At 51.9% G+C, this 18599-nt stretch carries 21 protein-coding genes; 2 read left to right on the top strand and 19 right to left on the bottom strand.

Going from position 1 to position 18599, the window contains the following annotated elements; translation table 11 throughout:
- Positions 1 to 24 precede the first annotated feature (24 nt).
- Positions 25 to 702: a molybdate ABC transporter permease subunit gene (gene modB, locus FCL45_RS18700; RefSeq protein ID WP_136799128.1), complete on the top strand. Its 678-nt coding sequence runs from the start codon at positions 25 to 27 to the stop codon at positions 700 to 702.
- Between the two features lie 2 nt (positions 703 to 704).
- The gene (gene modC, locus FCL45_RS18695; protein ID WP_136799098.1) at positions 705 to 1760 is read left to right on the top strand and encodes a molybdenum ABC transporter ATP-binding protein; all 1056 of its coding nucleotides are present in this window, start codon (positions 705 to 707) and stop codon (positions 1758 to 1760) included.
- Between the two features lie 109 nt (positions 1761 to 1869).
- On the opposite strand, the gene FCL45_RS18690 is transcribed toward modC, so the two are convergent.
- The 19 genes from FCL45_RS18690 to FCL45_RS25130 form a co-directional block, all read right to left on the bottom strand.
- A complete protein-coding gene (locus tag FCL45_RS18690; RefSeq protein WP_136799097.1) occupies positions 1870 to 2292 on the bottom strand; it encodes a EutP/PduV family microcompartment system protein in 423 nt (140 codons plus the stop codon).
- 137 nt (positions 2293 to 2429) lie between these two features.
- Positions 2430 to 2789, bottom strand: a complete 360-nt coding sequence (locus FCL45_RS18685) for a BMC domain-containing protein (protein ID WP_136799096.1) — start codon at positions 2787 to 2789, stop codon at positions 2430 to 2432.
- A gap of 69 nt (positions 2790 to 2858) precedes the next feature.
- Entirely contained in the window at positions 2859 to 3410 is a 552-nt protein-coding gene (locus FCL45_RS18680) for a BMC domain-containing protein (protein ID WP_136799095.1), read from the bottom strand.
- A gap of 17 nt (positions 3411 to 3427) precedes the next feature.
- On the bottom strand, positions 3428 to 4765 hold the full coding sequence (locus tag FCL45_RS18675) for a 4Fe-4S dicluster domain-containing protein (RefSeq protein ID WP_136799094.1): 1338 nt from the start codon (positions 4763 to 4765) through the stop codon (positions 3428 to 3430).
- Positions 4766 to 4803: 38 nt separating this feature from the next.
- Positions 4804 to 5913, bottom strand: a complete 1110-nt coding sequence (locus FCL45_RS18670; protein ID WP_136799093.1) for a 1-propanol dehydrogenase PduQ — start codon at positions 5911 to 5913, stop codon at positions 4804 to 4806.
- 89 nt (positions 5914 to 6002) lie between these two features.
- Positions 6003 to 6278 carry a BMC domain-containing protein gene (locus FCL45_RS18665; protein WP_136799092.1) on the bottom strand — a complete coding sequence of 92 codons (276 nt, stop codon included), beginning with the start codon at positions 6276 to 6278 and terminating at the stop codon, positions 6003 to 6005.
- A gap of 27 nt (positions 6279 to 6305) precedes the next feature.
- Positions 6306 to 6644 (bottom strand): hypothetical protein, encoded by a 339-nt coding sequence (locus tag FCL45_RS18660; protein ID WP_136799091.1) that lies wholly within the window; start codon positions 6642 to 6644, stop codon positions 6306 to 6308.
- A gap of 3 nt (positions 6645 to 6647) precedes the next feature.
- Positions 6648 to 7223 (bottom strand): BMC domain-containing protein, encoded by a 576-nt coding sequence (locus FCL45_RS18655; protein ID WP_228721363.1) that lies wholly within the window; start codon positions 7221 to 7223, stop codon positions 6648 to 6650.
- A gap of 59 nt (positions 7224 to 7282) precedes the next feature.
- On the bottom strand, positions 7283 to 7555 hold the full coding sequence (locus FCL45_RS18650) for a EutN/CcmL family microcompartment protein (RefSeq protein ID WP_136799090.1): 273 nt from the start codon (positions 7553 to 7555) through the stop codon (positions 7283 to 7285).
- 13 nt (positions 7556 to 7568) lie between these two features.
- A complete protein-coding gene (locus FCL45_RS18645) occupies positions 7569 to 8165 on the bottom strand; it encodes a hypothetical protein (protein WP_136799089.1) in 597 nt (198 codons plus the stop codon).
- 11 nt (positions 8166 to 8176) lie between these two features.
- Positions 8177 to 8992: an ethanolamine utilization protein EutJ gene (eutJ, locus tag FCL45_RS18640; RefSeq protein ID WP_176360066.1), complete on the bottom strand. Its 816-nt coding sequence runs from the start codon at positions 8990 to 8992 to the stop codon at positions 8177 to 8179.
- Between the two features lie 13 nt (positions 8993 to 9005).
- Positions 9006 to 9668: a phosphate propanoyltransferase gene (locus FCL45_RS18635; protein WP_136799087.1), complete on the bottom strand. Its 663-nt coding sequence runs from the start codon at positions 9666 to 9668 to the stop codon at positions 9006 to 9008.
- Positions 9669 to 9796: 128 nt separating this feature from the next.
- On the bottom strand, positions 9797 to 10081 hold the full coding sequence (locus FCL45_RS18630) for a BMC domain-containing protein (RefSeq protein WP_136799086.1): 285 nt from the start codon (positions 10079 to 10081) through the stop codon (positions 9797 to 9799).
- A 60-nt stretch (positions 10082 to 10141) separates the two neighbouring features.
- Positions 10142 to 11584, bottom strand: coding sequence for an acetaldehyde dehydrogenase (acetylating) (locus FCL45_RS18625; RefSeq protein ID WP_136799085.1), 1443 nt, complete (start codon positions 11582 to 11584; stop codon positions 10142 to 10144).
- Between the two features lie 10 nt (positions 11585 to 11594).
- Positions 11595 to 12209, bottom strand: a complete 615-nt coding sequence (locus FCL45_RS25135; RefSeq protein WP_136799084.1) for a BMC domain-containing protein — start codon at positions 12207 to 12209, stop codon at positions 11595 to 11597.
- A 46-nt stretch (positions 12210 to 12255) separates the two neighbouring features.
- Complete coding sequence (gene cutD, locus FCL45_RS18615) at positions 12256 to 13182, bottom strand: choline TMA-lyase-activating enzyme (protein WP_136799083.1); 927 nt, start codon at positions 13180 to 13182, stop codon at positions 12256 to 12258.
- Between the two features lie 52 nt (positions 13183 to 13234).
- A complete protein-coding gene (cutC, locus tag FCL45_RS18610; RefSeq protein WP_136799082.1) occupies positions 13235 to 15775 on the bottom strand; it encodes a choline trimethylamine-lyase in 2541 nt (846 codons plus the stop codon).
- A 32-nt stretch (positions 15776 to 15807) separates the two neighbouring features.
- Positions 15808 to 17310 (bottom strand): aldehyde dehydrogenase family protein, encoded by a 1503-nt coding sequence (locus FCL45_RS18605; protein ID WP_136799081.1) that lies wholly within the window; start codon positions 17308 to 17310, stop codon positions 15808 to 15810.
- 85 nt (positions 17311 to 17395) lie between these two features.
- Positions 17396 to 18010: a BMC domain-containing protein gene (locus tag FCL45_RS25130; RefSeq protein WP_136799080.1), complete on the bottom strand. Its 615-nt coding sequence runs from the start codon at positions 18008 to 18010 to the stop codon at positions 17396 to 17398.
- Between the last annotated feature and the right edge of the window lie 589 nt (positions 18011 to 18599).

Genomic DNA, 18599 nt, shown 5'->3' with positions numbered 1-18599 from the left:
AGAAACAACAAACCAGGAAATATGATTGCTCTTACTCCGGATGACCTTCAGGCTATAAAGCTGTCGTTAAAAGTGGCCTTGAGCGCTACAGTTATCACGCTTCCCGTTGGCTTCGCAGTCGCCTATCTGCTGGCGATGACCAATATCAGGGGTAAAACGATTCTGGAAGGGATAATAAACCTGCCCCTGGTGTTGCCTCCGGTGGTGACAGGCTATCTCCTGCTGCTGCTCTTTGGCAAGAATAGTTGGATCGGTCAATTTTTGGCCCATTTCGATATTCGTATCATCTTCACCTTGAAGGCCGCGGTAATTGCTTCGTCGGTAGTGGGTTTTCCCCTACTGGTACGCTCGATACGAATAGGCCTTGAGGCTATCGATAAGCAATATATCCAGGCATCGAGAACGCTTGGGGCCAAATGGTGGGATACCTTGTTCACTATCACTATCCCCCTTTGTGGCCGGGCAATTCTTGCCGGCACCACGTTAATGTTTGCCAGGAGTCTAGGTGAGTTTGGTGCAACTATTGTACTTGCCGGCAACATGCCGGGAGTGACCCAGACAATCCCCCTGGCAATCTATCAATACACCAGTGTTCCCGGTGGTGACAGCATGGCGCTCTCACTCTGCCTGGTCTCTATTCTACTCTCCTTCATGGTGCTGTTGTTTGGTGAAGCAGTGAATCGAAAGCTTTCTGTGAGGTAGTAATGTTGCTTGAAGTGCATGTAGAGAAAAAATTTGCCGACTTTGCCTGTCGCTTTGATTTCTCAGTGTCATCAAAGAAATGCGGTGTGTTCGGGCCGTCAGGGAACGGCAAATCGACATTGATGCACATGATATCAGGCCTGTTGGAGCCTGATAAAGGGCTCATCAAGCTTAATGGAACCGTACTCTATGATAAGGAGAAGGGTATAAATCTTCCTCCGGAGGCGCGCAGGGTAGGTGTGGTTTTTCAACATGCTCTTCTTTTTCCCCATATGAGTGTGAAGAAAAATCTTCACTATGGGCTAAAAAGAGTAACTGCAGCTGAGCACAGCATTAATCCTGACCAGCTCATACGCGTTTTACAGCTGGGGGGCCTGCTTGATCGGAGGGTCTCAAAATTATCCGGAGGGGAGCGTCAGCGGGTGGCGCTTGGTCGCACAATCCTGGCCTGCCCACACCTGATTCTCCTGGATGAACCGTTGACCGGCCTTGATCACCGGCTGAAATACCAGATAATTCCGGATCTCAAGAGGGTTTTTGCCGAATTTTCCATTCCTTTACTTTTCATCAGCCATAGTTTGCAGGAAATGCGGATGATGACGGATGAAGTGCTGGTCTTGGAGGACGGTAAGGTGAGTAACCATATTGCCACAGAAGATCTTGCCAGAACGCGGCTGGGCAGCGGAGGCAGAGGGTATACCAATCTGGTGGATCTGGAGAGGCCGGAGGATACCGGCAGGCTGCTGCGCTACTGGATGGGAAACATACCCCTGATGCTTTTGAAAACTGAAGATGCTGCGCCGGGACAATTTGCCCTGAACAGTCGGGATATTCTGCTCTTCAAGAAACACCCCGAAGCTACCAGCGCCCGTAATATGCTTTCCTGCGTGGTGCGTAAGACATATCAGACCGACTGGCTTTCAGGAGTTGAGCTGGATTGCCAGGGACACACCCTGATAGCGGAAATCGTGCCGCAGTCACTGGAAGAACTCGATATCCAGCCAGGCAGCGAGGTGGTAGCGGTATTCAAGGCCTCGGCTTTTGAGCGGCTTTATTAGATAACCTGCAGGTTCCAGGGGGGTGCTTGCGTGGGATGTCTGGGCAAAGAGCCTTGCGGGGGGAGTCAGAGTAGATCGTTGGCCCGATTACGGCCCTTATTTACCTGCCTCAAGATAGGAGGCGGCGTAGGGAACCGAGACCCTCTTTGGTCACGCAACTCGTGACAATGATGTCTTTTACTCCTGCATTATTGAGGAAGATCTGCGCTCGTCTGATATTGGCATCGTCGGAGTCGCTTTTGGTAATAATGCCGATAAGCTGCCGATTGAACATGGAGCCAAAAAGAGGGGGGAACAGACTGCTGGCCCTGGTGGCATCCTGGATGAGTGCCAGGATATCACAATCGGCGGAGGTGGTGATGAGTGCGTGATAGAAGCGCCTGTTCTCAAGGAATTCACCCGGTGTTGTGATGAACTGGCCGTAGTAGTCGACAGCCATTGCTCTGTTCGGCCGATATCTCTGGCCGGAGAGTTGTTGTATCAGGGAACTTTTTCCTGAGAACGTTTCGCCGACCAGCATAATTTTTTTCATGATCACAAATCCGCCCGCTGCAATTTCAGACCTTTTCAATGAAATTAGGAAAACAGCCTGACTTTGAAGCGGTTAATTGGTTCCAATACTGGTATAAAATTCCAGCTGACCGAGAAATTTCGAGGTGTAAAAAGAGATCAGGAACGGGTCATTTCCGCGGTGGAGTAATGCAGAATTTCACCAAAATAACTGAGGACCTCACTTATGGCTGATTCAACACTGGCAACGTCACCAACTAACAGCAACGAACCTCCAAACCGGTCCAGGAAACCAATCTCCACAGCTGCAGCTTTGGTCGCAACATCCGCAGCTATGATAACCCCTTCGTAAGGGGTTATTGTCAGCAGGCCAATCGCGCCGGCGGTTTCGTCATCCAGCCCTAGCTTAAGATAGATGGATTTCTGGGGGCTGGCGATGACATGGGCCAGGGTGACTTGTTTACCAGGGACGTACTCCTGTATTATACGCTGTTTTGGCTCCAAAAGATTTTCTTTCATTCTCACTCCCGGTACGAACCTGGTTGCACGAGGTGGGGCCGCGGAACCAGATTCGAAACTTCGCTATGCCTATAATAGATTGGCTTTCAGTTCTTCACTTGGGGCAGGAATAACCACATGGCTGTGAACCGGACCAGCATCACCTACCGCTTCGATACCGGCTTCGACGGAGGCCTTCACGGAGCCGACATCACCGGTCATGGTGACAAAAGCTTTACCTCCAAGACCTGCAGCCATGCGGATTTCAATGAGCTGCACCTCTCCCGCTTTCGCTGCAGCGTCGGCAGCAAGTATGCAAGATGCGGTGGTGCAGGTTTCAATGACGCCAAGTGCATTGATTTTTGGGATAATCGAGGTGGCGCTGAGAGCTGGAATGACATCCGGATGAACACTTGGGATGGTAAACCAGTCAACAGCCATATCAGCGGCAAGTTCTCTGCCAACCTCAACGGAACTTTGCACGGCTCCTGTATCCCCGGTAACCACCACTAAATATCTGCCCGGACAGGTAGGCCTGGCCATCACCAGTTGCACGCTGGCTGCTTTGACCATTTCATCTGCGACATGCATGCCCCAGGCAATGCTGTTGAGTTCGACACAACCTATTGTACGTAAAATCATAGTATTAGCCTCTTCTTTCAGCCCCTGCTGATGGTTACTTTGCCGTCACTCACAGATTCAACTATGCCGTCAATACTGGCATGTACCCGTGCCCCCATCGCGCCTTCCGGTATTTCACCGACCAGATCACCCATTTTTACATGATCTCCCGGTGAGACCACGCACTGTGCAGGAGCGCCTATATGCTGTCGAAGTGCCAGGCTAACCCGGGACGCGGAGAGTTCACCGCGGTAGCGAGCATAGGCCTCGTAGTGACTCAGATTCAGACGCTGGATGAGCCTGCTGGTCGGCACTGCGCGATTTTTTCGGAAACGGTTTGCCAACAGCTCTTTGTCCGAAGCTTCCCAGGTGACGTTCGCTGCCATCAGTACTTTCTTGATTTGGGCATTGACCTCCCGGGGGGAAACCATCATCGGGCAGGCATATTTTTCACAAATTCCGCATTCGGAGCAGAGCAGAGCTTCTCGCGCCAGAGGGCTCTCCAGGACCTGTGAGTCGAGAACCCGCATGAGCTTGTGGGGATGCAGGGAATGTCCGAGCAGGTTTCTGGGGCAGAGATCGGTACAGCGGCTGCACTGACAGCAGACAGTATTGGTGATGCGGCGCAGTTTCGCCGGATCCATGACCTTTCCTGTTACGACCGTGTGATTGCATGGTAATAGGATAAGAGCACTGGTGGTTTTGGTGACAGGCTGATCGATATCCTTCAGTACACGGCCCATCATCGGCCCACCGTCCACAACCTTGAAGTTGGCGAGCGTAGGTCCGCCGGCAAAGGCAAGTACATCGGAGACCGGAGTACCGACGGGTACTTTCACGACCATCGGCTTGGCAACCTCACCTGTCACGGTAAGGTAGCGGTGGGTAACGGGGCGATTCTCCATGGCCAGAGCGACGTTATACAGCGATTCGACATTGCTGACCACCGCGCCAAGCTGGAGGGGAATACCACGCTCCGGAACAGTCTTGCCCAACACCTCGTGGACCAGCACCTGCTCATCACCTGCCGGATAGAAATCTTCGAGTTCATACAATTCAAGGGCCAGTGATTGCTCAATCGGCTCTTTGCTTACTCGGTCCTGAACAGCAGCAAGGGCGTCTTTATGCTTACCTTTCAGGCAGATGATTCCCCTAGAGGCCCCTGTACATGTCATGATCTCTTTAAGGCCCTGGATCACTAAATCCGTTTTGGTCTCGAGGAGGTAGGGGTCGCTCATCAACAGAGGCTCGCAGGAGGCGCCGTTAACCAGAACCGTCTCCACATTCGCTCTTGCTTTCACATGTGTCGGCAGGCCGGCTCCACCTGCCCCGACAACTCCTGCCTCGCAAATCTTCTGTAATATCTGTTCATTCATCACACGTTCTTCCAGAAAGGTCATTACAGGCCATTTCGCTACCAGGCCAGCTTTAGTAACTCGATAATATCTCTCTTTGAAGGTTTTCTCGGGTTTCCTTGGGTACAGATGTCGTTCAATACATTGCAGGAAATTACCTCGAGATTATTGAAATATTCCTCCTGCCCGATTTCCAACATGCTAATCCTGGCAGGGATTCCCATTGCTTCATTGAGGTCGCAAACGGCCTTGATCAGGCTCGAGGTACCTTCTTCCACAGTGGCAGCGGGAAGTGACAGCATCTGGGCGATTTCCTGAAAACGGATACCGACATCGAAGCTATTGAACCGGATCACCTGGGGAAGGACAACCGCATTGGCAAGCCCATGTGGAATATGGAACATGCCTCCGAGGCTGTGGGCGATGGAATGGGTGATGCCGAGTCCGCTGTTATTGAATGCCATACCCGCCATGCAGGAGCCGAGCAGCATGTGTTCCCTGGCCTCCATATCATCGCCGTTCCGATAGGCCCGCAACAGGTAGCTGAACACGTAGCGTATGGCGTACCTGGCATAAATCGAGGTGAAGGCATTGGCCTGTCTCGACGTATAGGCCTCGATGGCGTGGGTCAGCACATCCATTCCAGTGGCGCCGGTAATGGCGGGTGGAAGGGTGCGGGTAAACCGCGCATCGAGAATTGCCACGTCAGGAATCAGCAACTCGTCACTTAAGGGGATCTTGACCTCATTTACCTTGTCTGTGACCACGGAGATGTCGGTCACCTCGGATCCGGTACCGCTGGTTGTCGGAATTGCCACAAGCGTTGGTTTGACAACATCCTCCGAGGCTTTGTGGGCGAAGTAAACGATGGCTTTGGCCGCATCGATGGGGGAACCACCGCCAAGGGCGATGAGGAGATCCGCCCTGTTTTCAAGAAAAAGCTTCGCGCCCCTGGTGACTGTCTCCAGGGAGGGATCTGACTCGACATCGGAGAAAACCAGGTGCGAAACACCTCTTCGGTCAAGGTGACTTACCACTCGATCCACAAACCCGGTCTTCACCATGAATTGGTCCGTAACAATAAAAGCCTTTTTTGCAGCGAGCTGCTCAAGAGACTCCATGGCGTCAACGCCGTAACAGATTTTTGTCTTGCCGTAAAACTGTGTCACACTCAATACTCCACGTACATCAATAACAAGCCCGAGGGTTCAGACTACAGAACCTGACGGGCAGGCGAAATACCAACCGGATTGAATTCTTACCCCTGCGCTTTGGGCAGGATTATTTCAACTTCACTGTGCGGACGGGGGATGACATGAACGCTTTTCAATTCCCCGACACGCTCGGCAGCGGCGGCACCTGCATCTGTGGCAGCTTTCACCGCACCCACGTCACCGCGTACCAGAACTGTTACCAGTCCGCCACCGACCTGTTCGCGGCCGACAAGCTCAACGTTAGCAGCTTTTACCATGGCATCGGCGGCTTCTACTGCGCCGACAAGTCCTCTTGTCTCTATCATTCCAAGTGCACTCATTTTCGGTTTCTCCTTTATTTCGTTAAATTATAATTTTTTGAGGGTCTGTACGATCTGGTGACTGATTTCCTTCAGCTTTTCAGGATCCTCAATGCCGTACTCCTCTTTTACCATTGCAGCCACTCCGTAAAAAAGTCGTTCAAAATCGGCATCTTCGGCAACACCGTCGCAGAGACGGGCAGGGCAGGCGTGGTAGCCGCCGCAACACGCAGCCGGTTTGGCATCACGAACGGTCCTGATCTTCCGTTTACTCAGTTCATCCTTTGCACCTGGGGTCAGGATCATGGTGCTGTCAACATAGATGGCACCATTTGCCTGGCAGATGAAGGATTCGATATTGCTTTGTTCTACAAGTTTTTTCTTCATGATTTACCTCACTCCCCTGATGAGAGAACTGACGACGGAGGCATCGGGTCGAGGTATAACGACCGCCTCCACAAGGTTTTTGCCAAGAGCTGCTTCTGCGTTTTCGGTGGCTTCTCGTACGGATGCAACGTCGCCACTGAGAACGAAATAGGATTTTCCATTAATACCCTGCCCTGTCACCAGCCGGAGTAGTTGAATGGCTGAACGTTTGGCAGCCCTATCTGCGGCGGCAATGCCCGCGGCGACAGAACGGCATTCAACTATGCCTATTGCATCACCCTCTGCAGGTTGCCCGTCTCGTTGCAGGACATTCAACAACTCAGATGAGGCATTCGAGATGATGAAGCTGCCTTTCAGAGACCGGCCTGATTCACGGGCCGTTTGCACGGAACTGGAAACCGCCGCCCTGTCACCGGCCACAAAGATCAGATACCTTCCGGAGCAGATAGTCGCAGCTCTCATAAGCCGGATATCGGCCGTTTTCATCATCGTATCGGCGAGTTCTACGCCGCCGGCGATGGATTGCACCTCGACAATGCCGAGCGTGTCCACGTCGATGAATTGATTATGATTACGCACTGTTACATCCAATAATGTGGAATTTGCACAACAGACATTTCCCAGCAATCCTAATGGGATCAGCCGTCGCTGCCGTCTATTATGCCGATGATTGCCGCGTCGACCGGGCTGTCCTGATTCCTCAATGCCATACGTGCAGAACTCCCTGTGGCCACCAGTACCGGTTCTCCGATTCCAGCGCCTACGCAGTCCACAGCAACAAAGCTGTCGGCCGCCGCACCTTCCTCGTCCTGGTTGGCATCAATACGGCGAACAACCATTAACTTCAGACCGTTCAGCGATTCTTTCTTTCTGGTTGCCCAGACGTTGCCTATAACCTTGCAGATAATCATACGGCTTAAGCCCTCATAGACATTTATTAATTATAATATTTAGATCTTTGGCAGCTTCAGCTGCTAAAGGGGTGACCTGGGCACTGGTGAGCGTCTGCAGGAGAGATGCTCCCTGCTGCTTGGTATTGGCCACGACCTGCTCCGTAATCAGTGGCTCCCAGCATCGTATATATTCCGGCTGCTTATGCTTGAACGGTTTAAGTCCGTAACCGCTCAGGGTTTCCATATACTTTTCGTAGAGCAGAAAGAGTGGGCCTGGAGCAGTCTCGCTGTAGCGACGGTGCTCGTAGTCAACCGCTTCGATCGCTGTACCGGCCAGCAACAACTTTAATACTTCGGTCATGGGGGCCCCGTCTGCTCTGCCGTTGGCGAGATCTGCCATATCGCTACAGGAAAGATAAGGTAGGATGTAGCGGTCTATTTCCCTGTTGACTGAACTGTCGCCAATATACAGCAACTCGCTGTCAGTCCCGACCAGGTCATGAAGGGTATCAGCTGAAACGTCGTTCTTATCAGTCAGTACCATGATGCACTTCTTTTTCTGCTGTCCCTGTAGTTGCCTGATCACTTCCTGAGCAATCGTCCGGACGAGTTCATTTACATCCACCATCTTCTCCATAATCAGCAATTGAGTGCAATTCCAAGCGGTGTAACCAGAAAAGGATTGGCGGGCTTGTAAACCGGAATACCGATTTCCTTTTCCATGATTTTTTCCATGCCCGTGAGGCAACAGGTGCCGCCGACGAGGTGTATATTTGAAATTTGGCGGCCATGGATATGACTGTTGACTATGGTGGCCATTTTCTGGATGACAGGGCGGACTATAGGAAGAATTTCATCATGCCGATCGTTCTGTTTCTTTAACTCTTCACCTTCGCTAAAGCTGATGCCGTAATTACCTGCCAGAACGAGGGTGAGATGAGTGCCACCGGTTGGCTCATCAGCCACGTAAACAACTTGCCCCTTATCAAGAACGGAGAGGCCGGTTGTACCTCCGCCAATATCGACAATGACCCCATTCTGCAGGCCAAGCACTCCATTGGCTGCGGTCGGCTCATCAAGAACAGCGGTAACCTCCAGGCCAGCACTCTCCACGACGTAACTGTGGGTTTTGCAGTCCTTGCTCCCGGTTCCCGGCGGCACGGCGATGGCCGTGTGGGTCAGTTCTCTGCCCAGCCGCTGGTTCAGCTCGTTCACAAGTTTTCGGACAATCCTGGTGGCACCGATATAGTCGACCACAAGCCCGTCCTTGATTACCTGGCTGAATTCCATCGCGCAGGCAACAGGCTGCTTCTCATTGTTCAGTACCACGACCACGATATAGGCGGTTCCCAGGTCGACACCAACGTAGAGCTTTTCGTTCGGTTGAACCGGTATGGTGTGGTCAATACAGCTCTCTACCAGGCTGATCTGCCGATTAATTGCTTCGAAATCCATAATAAATCACCTGCTAGCAGACGATGTGCCCTGTTACGGCATTGTTCCATCCGGCACTGTTGCCCTCATCCGGGTCGATGTGCATGGCGAGCTTGAATGATGGATCAACACGAACCAGTACATCCTGAAGGGTCAGCGGACGGTCTCCGTCCAGCTGAACCTGGACCTTGTCTCTATCAGATACGCCAAATCTGCGGGAATCTTCAGGCGACATATGGATGTGGCGGGCGGCCACGATCACCCCTTCTTCAAGACCGACGATGCCGGTCTGAGAGGCAAGTATTATGCCTGGAGTACTTGCAATGTCGCCGGACTGTCGAACCGGTGCATCGATACCGAGAATGCGGCAATCGGTCTTGGAAATTTCCACCTGGGAGCTATCCCGGGAAGGGCCAAGAACCGCCACATTATCCATCACCCCTTTGGGGCCAATCAACCTGACCCGCTCTTTGCACAAGAACTGACCTGGCTGGGAGAGTTCCCGCACTGGAGTAAGGGAGGTCCCGAACAATGCCAGGGCATCACTTTCACTCAAATGTACATGTCGGCCTGACAACTCGACAGGAATGGGATCTTTTATGGTGCTGCAGTCATTCCCAGGTGTTCCGGTGCCGATTTGTTCAACAACGTTTCTTAAGATACCTTCCAGTATGGCTGTAAAATCTTTCTCGTTCATACTTACTGTACTTTCAGACCAATGTTTGTTTACCTGCAACTTCAAATCCCTTCAAACCGCAATAGATATACCTGCTAAAGAGATCTGAGAAGGGGCGTAAGCGCCCCTTCTTCAATATCCATCACTGCTTAGGCTTCCGCCTTGGGGAGGATGGTCTCCACCTCGCTATGGGGGCGTGGGATAACGTGAACGCTGATCAGTTCACCAACATTTGCGGCGGCTGCGGCACCTGCATCGGTAGCAGCCTTGACTGCACCGACATCGCCGCGAACCATGACGGTAACGAGTCCACCGCCAACCTGAGACTTACCGACAAGTGTTACGTTGGCGGCTTTGACCATTGCATCTGCTGCTTCCACAGCACCAACGAGACCTTTTGTTTCAATCATTCCAAGAGCGTTCGAAGAGGACATGATATTCTCCTTGCATTGTTATTGTTTGCTGATGATTTACCGAGCTCAACTGGCTTGGGGTTAAACCATCTCTTTCAACTGTTTGACGATCATTGCTGTGATCGCATTGACATCTATTGTTTCGCTACCAGTGCTATCCGGAGCAGCTACTTCACAGGGGCTGTTGCCCAGATCATAGGCAACCCTTCTGATATTCATCAGGTTGAGCGGAGTGACATTGTCAGAAGTCGAGCTGCCGCCGACCGTACCGCAACCAAGGGTGAATGAAGGGAAGAGTGAAGTTGTGATACCTACTGCGCCCTGGGTGGAGGGGGTATTAACCAGTATTCTCGATACAGGTTTTCGCAGTCCAAACTCGCGGATAACCTCTTCATTGGTCGAGTGAATACTAAGGGAGTGGCCGATACCGCCATTTTCAAGAAGGGCATGGCACGTTTCACATGCTTCCTGCCAGTCTTCGACCACGTAGAAGCCGAGCAGGGCGGTGAGTTTCTCTTTTGAAAAAGGATAATTGGGGCCAATGCCTTTTTCATCGGAAATGAGCAGTCGCACATTTGCCGGGATGCTGATGCCTGCGAGGCTGGCAATATACCCGGCATCGCGGCCGACAATGTCAGGGTTCATGCTGCCGTTGGCACGTTCCATGACACGTTTTACTTGCTCAAGCTCTTCGCCTTTCAGGAAGTACCCGCCGTGGGCGATAAGGGTCGATTTGACTTTATCGGCGATAACGGATTCGGTGACGATGGCCTGTTCCGACGCACATACGGTACCGTTATCAAACGTTTTACTGGAGAAGATTTTAGTAACAGCATCTTCAACATCGGCACTTCGTTCGATAAAGGATGGTACGTTGCCGGCACCTACGCCAAGGGCAGGGGTGCCGGAACTGTATGCAGCTTTCACCATTCCCGGTCCGCCGGTGGCAAGAATGAGGTCGACAACTTTCATGAGTTCGCCGCTTCCCTGGATGGTGGGCACACTCATAACGCTGACCATGTCTTCGTTGGCACCGCATTCATGCAGAGTCTTGCGGATCATTGCCACGCTCTTGCCAATGCATGCTTTAGCACTGGGATGAGGGGTGAAGACGATGGCGTTGCCTGACTTCAGGGCAATGATCGATTTGTAGATGGTTGTGGAAGTCGGGTTGGTAGAAGGGATGATACCTGCTATAACACCCATCGGTACCGCGATTTCAACCAGCTTTTGTTCCTTGTCTTCATTCAGGACACCTATGGTCTTCATGTCCTTGATGGCTTCATACAGACCTTCACTCGCCAGAAGGTTTTTCGCCTTCTTGTCGCGAACAATTCCGAAGCCGGTTTCTTCAACCGCCAGGGCTGCCAGCGGCTCGGCCTGCTCTTTGGCGGCATCAGCAATAGCCTTGATAATGCTGTCGACTCGCTCCTGGTCATATTGACCAAATTCCGCCTGCGCTTTTTTCGCGGCGCGAACCAGGGAACGGGCTTCCTGAATCGACAATAAATCCTTGTCTACCATGTGAATACTCCTATCTATCTGTAACGGTTACGATAGCTTCGATCAATTTTTTCTTTGTCGCCTTCCTGATCTCCAATTCAGTGAGACTGATCCCGCTCAACCCAAGGGCAATTTGCCGTAATTTGCTGACAGTCAGTCTTTTCAAACCCGATATTGGCAATACCCCGGTTTTGGTTGGAGCAGGTTCTTCTTTTTTAGGCCCTGTCTTCTCAACCGTGGCAGCTTTCGGGGCTTCATCCTGGGCTGCGGTGGCTATCTCGTCCGGTTGTGCGGTTGAATCAGATGCTTGCTCAGAAGCAGTTTCGCCTCCGCCATCCTTGCCAGAAGGCAATGCGGGTGGAGTGAGGTCACCTCCTGTGCCGATGAGTGTGGCCATCTCTTCATAGGGACGGGCGATAACATGCTGCGAGACCAATACCGCCCCCTGGATGCGATTTACTGCGGTGACCCCGGCATCAACCGAGGCCCTGACGGCGGAAACCTCTCCGGATACGGTGATGGTTACCAGTCCCGCGCCAACGAGATTTTTCTCAATCAACCGAACAGCGGCGGCCTTGACCATTGCGTCTGCCGCTTCAACTGCGGCCAGCAATCCTTTTGTTTCAATAAACCCAAGTGCGTCCATCGTGATTTCCACCTTCAATCGCTTGTGTTCGTAGCCCGGGCCAGGCCTAGTGGCGTATAATGGCAACCGGGAACTTGTGCTGTTTAATTTGAGCTTCTATACGTTCCAAATCTGCATCTGAGAGTTTTGGGTCCCCTTGAATAGGGTACTCCCATCCCAGTTGCATGTATTTGTTGACTCCCATCTTGTGGTATGGAAGAAGGTCGACTCCTTTGAAGTTATTAAAATCCTGGTATGGACCGAGGAACTCAATAAGGCGATTGACCTCATGTTCACCGTCATTCACTCCTTTGAGCAGCGGCATACGAATTTTCACAGGGTGACGATTTTCCAGCAACCATTTGAGGTTGGTGAGTATCATCTCGTTACGCACACCGGTAAGTTCGTAATGACGGTCGGAGTCCATATGCTTGACGTCGAAGAGAAAAAGATCAGTAAATTCGGCCACCTTTTCTATAACGGCAAGTCGTGCATAGCCGCAGGTTTCAATGGCGGTGTTGAGCCCCCTGTGCCTGCATACCTGCAGCAGGTTGGCCGCAGCCTCCGGCTGCATCAGCACCTCTCCGCCACCGAGGGTGACCCCGCCCCCGGAAACTTCGTAGAACGGTTTGTCTTCTTCGATTATTTCCACCAGCTCAGAGATTGATTTCCGCTCACCGGTTATGGCAAGAGCAGACTTGGCGCAGGCCTTTTCGCATTTCCTGCAGCCAATGCACTCAATTTCTCGGTTGATCTGGTGGATTCCCCCTGTTGTCATGGTGTGGATTCCAACAGGGCAAACCTTGGCACAACTGCCACAGTTGACACAGTTGTTGCTCTTGTAGAATAGCTGGTGGGCTTTCTTCTGGCTTTCGGGATTTGAGCACCACTTGCAACGAAGAGGACACCCCTGAAAGAACACCAGGGTTCTTACCCCGGGGCCATCATACATATTGTATTTCTGGATGTTGAATATCAGTGCTTTTCTTTCCATTGCCGTATGTTGTCGTTGGTTGCTGGCTCAAATCCCTCTGGTGCCGGGCTTGTTAAATGTCGTTGAGCATTGTTCTGCTGATGATTTCATCCTGAACGTCTTTGCAGAGCTCGACGAAAAATGCGCTGTAACCGGCAACCCGAACCACTAGATCGCGATACTTTTCCGGATGTTTCTGAGCTTCCAGCAAGGTATCGTTGTCGAGATAGTTGAACTGCATCTCACCGTTGCCGAGCATACAGGCGGTACGGAGCAGGGAGATGAGGCCATTTTCCCCTTCGGGGGTGTCTAGAAGCCCACTCATCAGCTTGAAGTTGTGAACCATGCCGATGTTCATGCTGTCACACGCCATTTTGGAGACAGATTTTATGATGGCGGTGGGGCCCTTGTAGTCGGCGCCCTGGCTTGGACTGATACCGTCGGAGAGAGGCATCCACGCATCACGTCCGTTGGCGGAGGCTCCAAGGAGCTGACCGAAGGGCGTGTTGTTGGAGATGGAGAGAGTGCCGTGACTCAAGACAGAGTAAAGGGTCTTGTATTTGCGGTGCTCACGCTCGGTAAAGTTGATGAGGTCGTTGACGATGAGATCAGCGTAATCGTCGTCGTTGCCGTACTTGGGCGCAGCAAGACAATCTGCCTTTACCTGCTCGTAACCCTTGAATTCAGCCTTCAGGGCTTCGTTCAATTCTGCGAGTGTGTACTTCTTTTCATCGAAGACCAGCTTCTTGATGGCCGCCATGGAGTCGGCGTGGGTGGCAAGGCCACTCCAGACAACACCGGGGCCGAAGTTGTACATGGCGCCTCCGGCGGAAACGTCCTTGCCGGACTCCATGCATCCTTCGTACATCATGGACATGAGTGGCTTGGGCGCCAGCTGACGGTGGATACGCTGGGAGATCACGGTTCCAACGCTTGACCACTTGGTCACGTGCTTGATCATCTCCTTGACCGCGGTATCGAATTGCTCATAGCTCTGATACTGATTGAGGGGGCCCATGTCAGGGCAGACTTGCTTCTGGTACCAGAGGGGTACGCCGTGGTTGAGTACCATCTCGATACAGATGGGCCACTGGGTGTAAGCGGTGGAGGTCCACTGGTAGAGACGACCGGATTTCTGTGGCTCCACGCAACCCATGAGACAGTAGTCACGAGCGTCTTCGATGGAACAGCCCTTGGCCAGCATCATCTTGATATGGGCATCGTCGAAGTGAATGGCAGGAAAGCCCATACCGGCGCGGATCACGTCTACAATCTTCTTCAGGTACTTCTGGGGCGAGCGATTATGGACACGGGTGGCCAGGGAGGGCTGGTACACCTTGACGTGTCGAACGGCATCCATCAGCAGGTAGGTGAGATCGTTGGTGGCGTCGATGCCGTCACGGTCAACACCGCCTACACACATGTTGACGAAGGGTTGGTAGCCTGCGAAGAACTTGGAGGCATCTTCACTGGTGAGCCACATCATCTCAGACATCTTCACCAGCATACAACCGGCCAGGTCGAAGGCTTCGTACTCAGTCATGCGACCGGCTTCGAGGTCTGCCTTGAAGTAGGGGTACATGTACTGGTCCACACGGCCGATGGACATGCCTGTCTGGTTCTCTTCTACGATGAGGAGAGATTCAACGGTCCAGACAGCCTGGATGGCTTCCCAGAACGTCTCGGGCTTGTGGGCTGGAACGCGGGCGTTGATAGCAGAGATTTTCTCAAGCTCGGCTTTACGCTTGGGATCGGTCTCTTTGGCGGCCAGCTCGCAGGCGTAATCAGAAATACGCTTGGCGTAGATCATCACGCCTTCGGCAGTGTCGATGAGGGACTTGTAAAAGTAGATCTTGTCCAGGTCATCGGGATTCTCGTAATTGAGTTCGGCAAGTTTCTCTTCGGCTTCCCTTTTGATGTCGAGCATGCCCTTTTTCATGAGGATCACGTCGTAGCCGGGGTTGGAGTCGCCACCGCCGTTTACAGCGTGGTAGGAGCAATCGGTGACATACGACTCACCGGAAATTTCCCACATACCCGCTTCGCGGTACTGCTGCTCGCAATACTCGTCCACGGATTGCCCTTCCCAGAAGGGGAACAACTCATCGCGCATGATCTTCTTATCTTCTTCAGAGATGAAGAAGGGGTCCTGGGCACGGGTTCCGATGGTATCGATTTCGTCCTTGACCCATCGCCATGCGATGTCAGGAGAGAAGGAGCCGGCCCGGGGAGCGCCACAGGGGGAACCGACGATGAGCTCATCGTCCTGAATCACCAGAGGTGCAGTCTCACAGCAATATTTGAAGCACTTACCGCGGAGGACGGCCTTGGGTAGTCCGGGGTTTTCCTTGGCGATTTTGGTGATGGCACGCGCGCGGTGGGTGGTGATGGTTGGCACCTGATTGAGAAAGTTCTTTTTAAGGCGTATGTGACGCTCGGTAGGTCCATCGGGTGCGCTACAGGTTGCTGAGACGACAGGTTCACTCGCCTCGACCGGTTTGCTAAAAACTTCCGCAGAAACGCCTTCGAAGATTTTTTTCAAAGAAGCCCGCTCCTCTGCATTCAGGTTCTTTGTAGCTTCCGCGAGCTTTTGTGAAAAATCATGAAGATCCACTATGCTTCCTCCAATTTAGAGATACTTGTTAACTATCGATCCGCAGGGTCAGAGAGAGCCTTGATCGCTTCGGTTAGTATTTTTTGTATTGCCTCGGCTTTGGCGGTTTCATTCAATGCCAAAGCGTCCGGATCGGGTGCTTTGCTTGCGCAGTTATCGGTTGTCTGCCCTAAAAATCCGTCACTTTTCTGTACCCCGTAACCAACCTTGCGAATGTAAATCAGGTTCATGGGGGAAACGTTATCGGAGGTGATTCCACGGCCAGCGGAGCTACTGCCAAGGGTCATCGACGGAAATAAATTGGTGGTGGCGCCCATGCCCCCGAAAGAGGCAGGAGTGTTGACCAGCAGTCTGCCCACGGGCTTCTTCAGGGCGAATTGCCTGATTACTTCTTTGTCTTGCGAATGGATGACCAGTGAATGGGCATTGCGTTCGTGGAGCAGTAATTCGATACATTTCTCACAAGCGTCCATCCAGTCCGCTTCGACATAAAAGGCAAGGACCGGACAGAGCAGTTCTCTGGCGAACGGATCATCCTCAGAGACATATTTGCGTTCAGCAATAAGAATTGTGGTATCCGCCGGTATCGAAAGGCCTGCTCTTTTGGCAAGAACCTGCACCGGCTGACCAACCATGCCTTTTCGGAGAATACCTTTCGAACAGAAAAGAGTTCGGGCAAGTTGCTGCAGTTCACCTTTGGACAGGAAATAGCCGTTATGCTCCCGCAGAGCAGCCCTGACTTCCTCTGCTATGCAGGCATCTACGACGATGGATTGCTCGGCTGAGGGTGCCAGACCGTTATCAAAAACCTTGCTGGCTACTATGTCCTTGACCGCCTGGCGGACATCGGCCGTACGTTCAATGAAGGCTGGACCATTACCAGTACCACCATATATGAGGGGTTTACCTGTCGCCCTGGCTGCATCCAACATGCCTGGGACCCCGGTAGCGAGGATAAGGGCGGTTGCCGGATGTTTCATCAGTTCCAGGCTTCCGGTCTTGCTGATTGGGTCGAGGTAAGCAATGCAACCCTCGGGCAGACCAGCTGCCTGTGCAGCCTCTATCATAATATCCAATACCCTGCCCATTGAGTTTGCGGCTCCAGGATGGGGGGAAAAGAGAACAGCATTACCAGATTTTATGGCGAGCAAGGTCTTGGATATAGTCGTTGAAACTGGACTTGTCACAGGGCAAAGGGCCACTATCACCCCCAGCGGTACACCGACATCCATGGTGCAGGTCTCCGCATCCTCGTCTATGATTCCCACACACCGCATTTTTTTCAGCTGAGCGGGCAGCAGTTCACAGACGAACCGGTTTTTTGCCGCCTTATCCTGCCAATTGCCGCTGTCGGTTTCTTCGCAGGCTAAAACAGCGAGTTCAGGAATATGCTGAGCCACAGCCTCAGCAACATGATCGACTATATCATCCAGCTTTTCCTGGGAAAAAGAAGCCAGTTTTTTATAAGCTTCAGAACCATTTTCAGCGATGATCCTGGCATGCTGGATAGAGAGAAGATCATTGTCAATAATCATACGACACCCGTTTATCTGTCCTGTTATTTTCAGAGCCAATGCACCAATGGTGTTGCACCCTTTCAACCTGTCACGTGGCAGCTGTTTACGGTAAAAGTGATTCGATATCGTAGATATTGGTGATCTTTTTCAAATCGGGATGCGGGGTCGGGATGACCAGGGAGCTGTATACTTCTGTCCCCATCTCCTCAACGGCTTTCACCCCGGCCTCAACTGCGGCTTGACATGCTGCCACATCACCTTCAACCAGAACCGAGATGTAACCGGATGCAACATTCTCATAGCCGACCAGTTGTACATCGGCTGCCTTGACCATGGCGTCCGCTGCCTCAAGGACATAGACGATGCCGAATGTTTCAATAAAGCCCATGGCCTTAGGTCTTTCCTGGGGGGCGTCCTGGTCATCGTCCTGGATTGCGTGAACTGAGACCACGTCGCCGACGGCCTTGATCGGGCGCGGCATGACGTTCTGGGCAGTAAGTTTGCCGATCTCTGCAGCGGCAGCGGCACCGGCTTCCACAGATGCCTTCACGGCGGCTACGTCACCCTTGACCATAACGGTAACGAGAGTGGAACCAATGTTCTCATAGGATATAAGTTTGACATCTGCTGTTTTCAGCATAATATCAGCACCGCTGATTGCGGGCACCATCCCAAGAGTTTCAATAAGCCCGAGCGCCTCTTCGCCGTAATACCTCATGTGCTCTCCCAATGTTCGTATACTTTAATGATCAACCTTAATTTCAGTCCGTTTATGAATTGAGACAATAATCCTCGCTTCTGTAGACAGACTTTACGGCCTTCCCCTAAGGGGAAAGTCAATCCCCTTTTTCAATGCTTTACATTTTCAGTTGCAATCCCCCGCTATTGCTGGTTTTGAATCCAAACCAGCTCTTCCTTACTGTAACAGCGTGGTAATTTGCAGGGAGGTCTTAAAGGGGAAGGTTTTTTCAGGCAGGAAATTAAGGAATAATCAATTGAATATGCAGTAAAAAACAGGCTGTTGGCTACTTCCTGCGCGAGGCTAGTGGTGCCAAGTAAATGTAAGTAGTTACGACAATTAGAAGCGTTTGAATTATGATTTCCGGTAGTAGTTGCCTTTCGGAATTGTCCGGTTGAAATTGCTAGGAGCCTGCCTTTTCATAGGGTAAATAGAGTATTTTCCTAATTTGGCGCCTATTTTTTTTCTGTTCACGGAACATCTTGCTCTAAACACATGAAATTAAGCAGGAAATAGCATGGATCTCATTTGAACCTAGCCGAAATTGCGATCTTTTTGGAACGTGTGT

Origin of the sequence: Desulfosediminicola ganghwensis, from assembly GCF_005116675.2 — a bacterium.
GTDB classification, from domain to species: Bacteria; Desulfobacterota; Desulfobulbia; order Desulfobulbales; family Desulfocapsaceae; genus Desulfopila; species Desulfopila ganghwensis.
The sequence above is the reverse complement of the archived record's forward strand: the minus strand, read 5'-3'. Positions and strand labels throughout refer to the sequence as shown.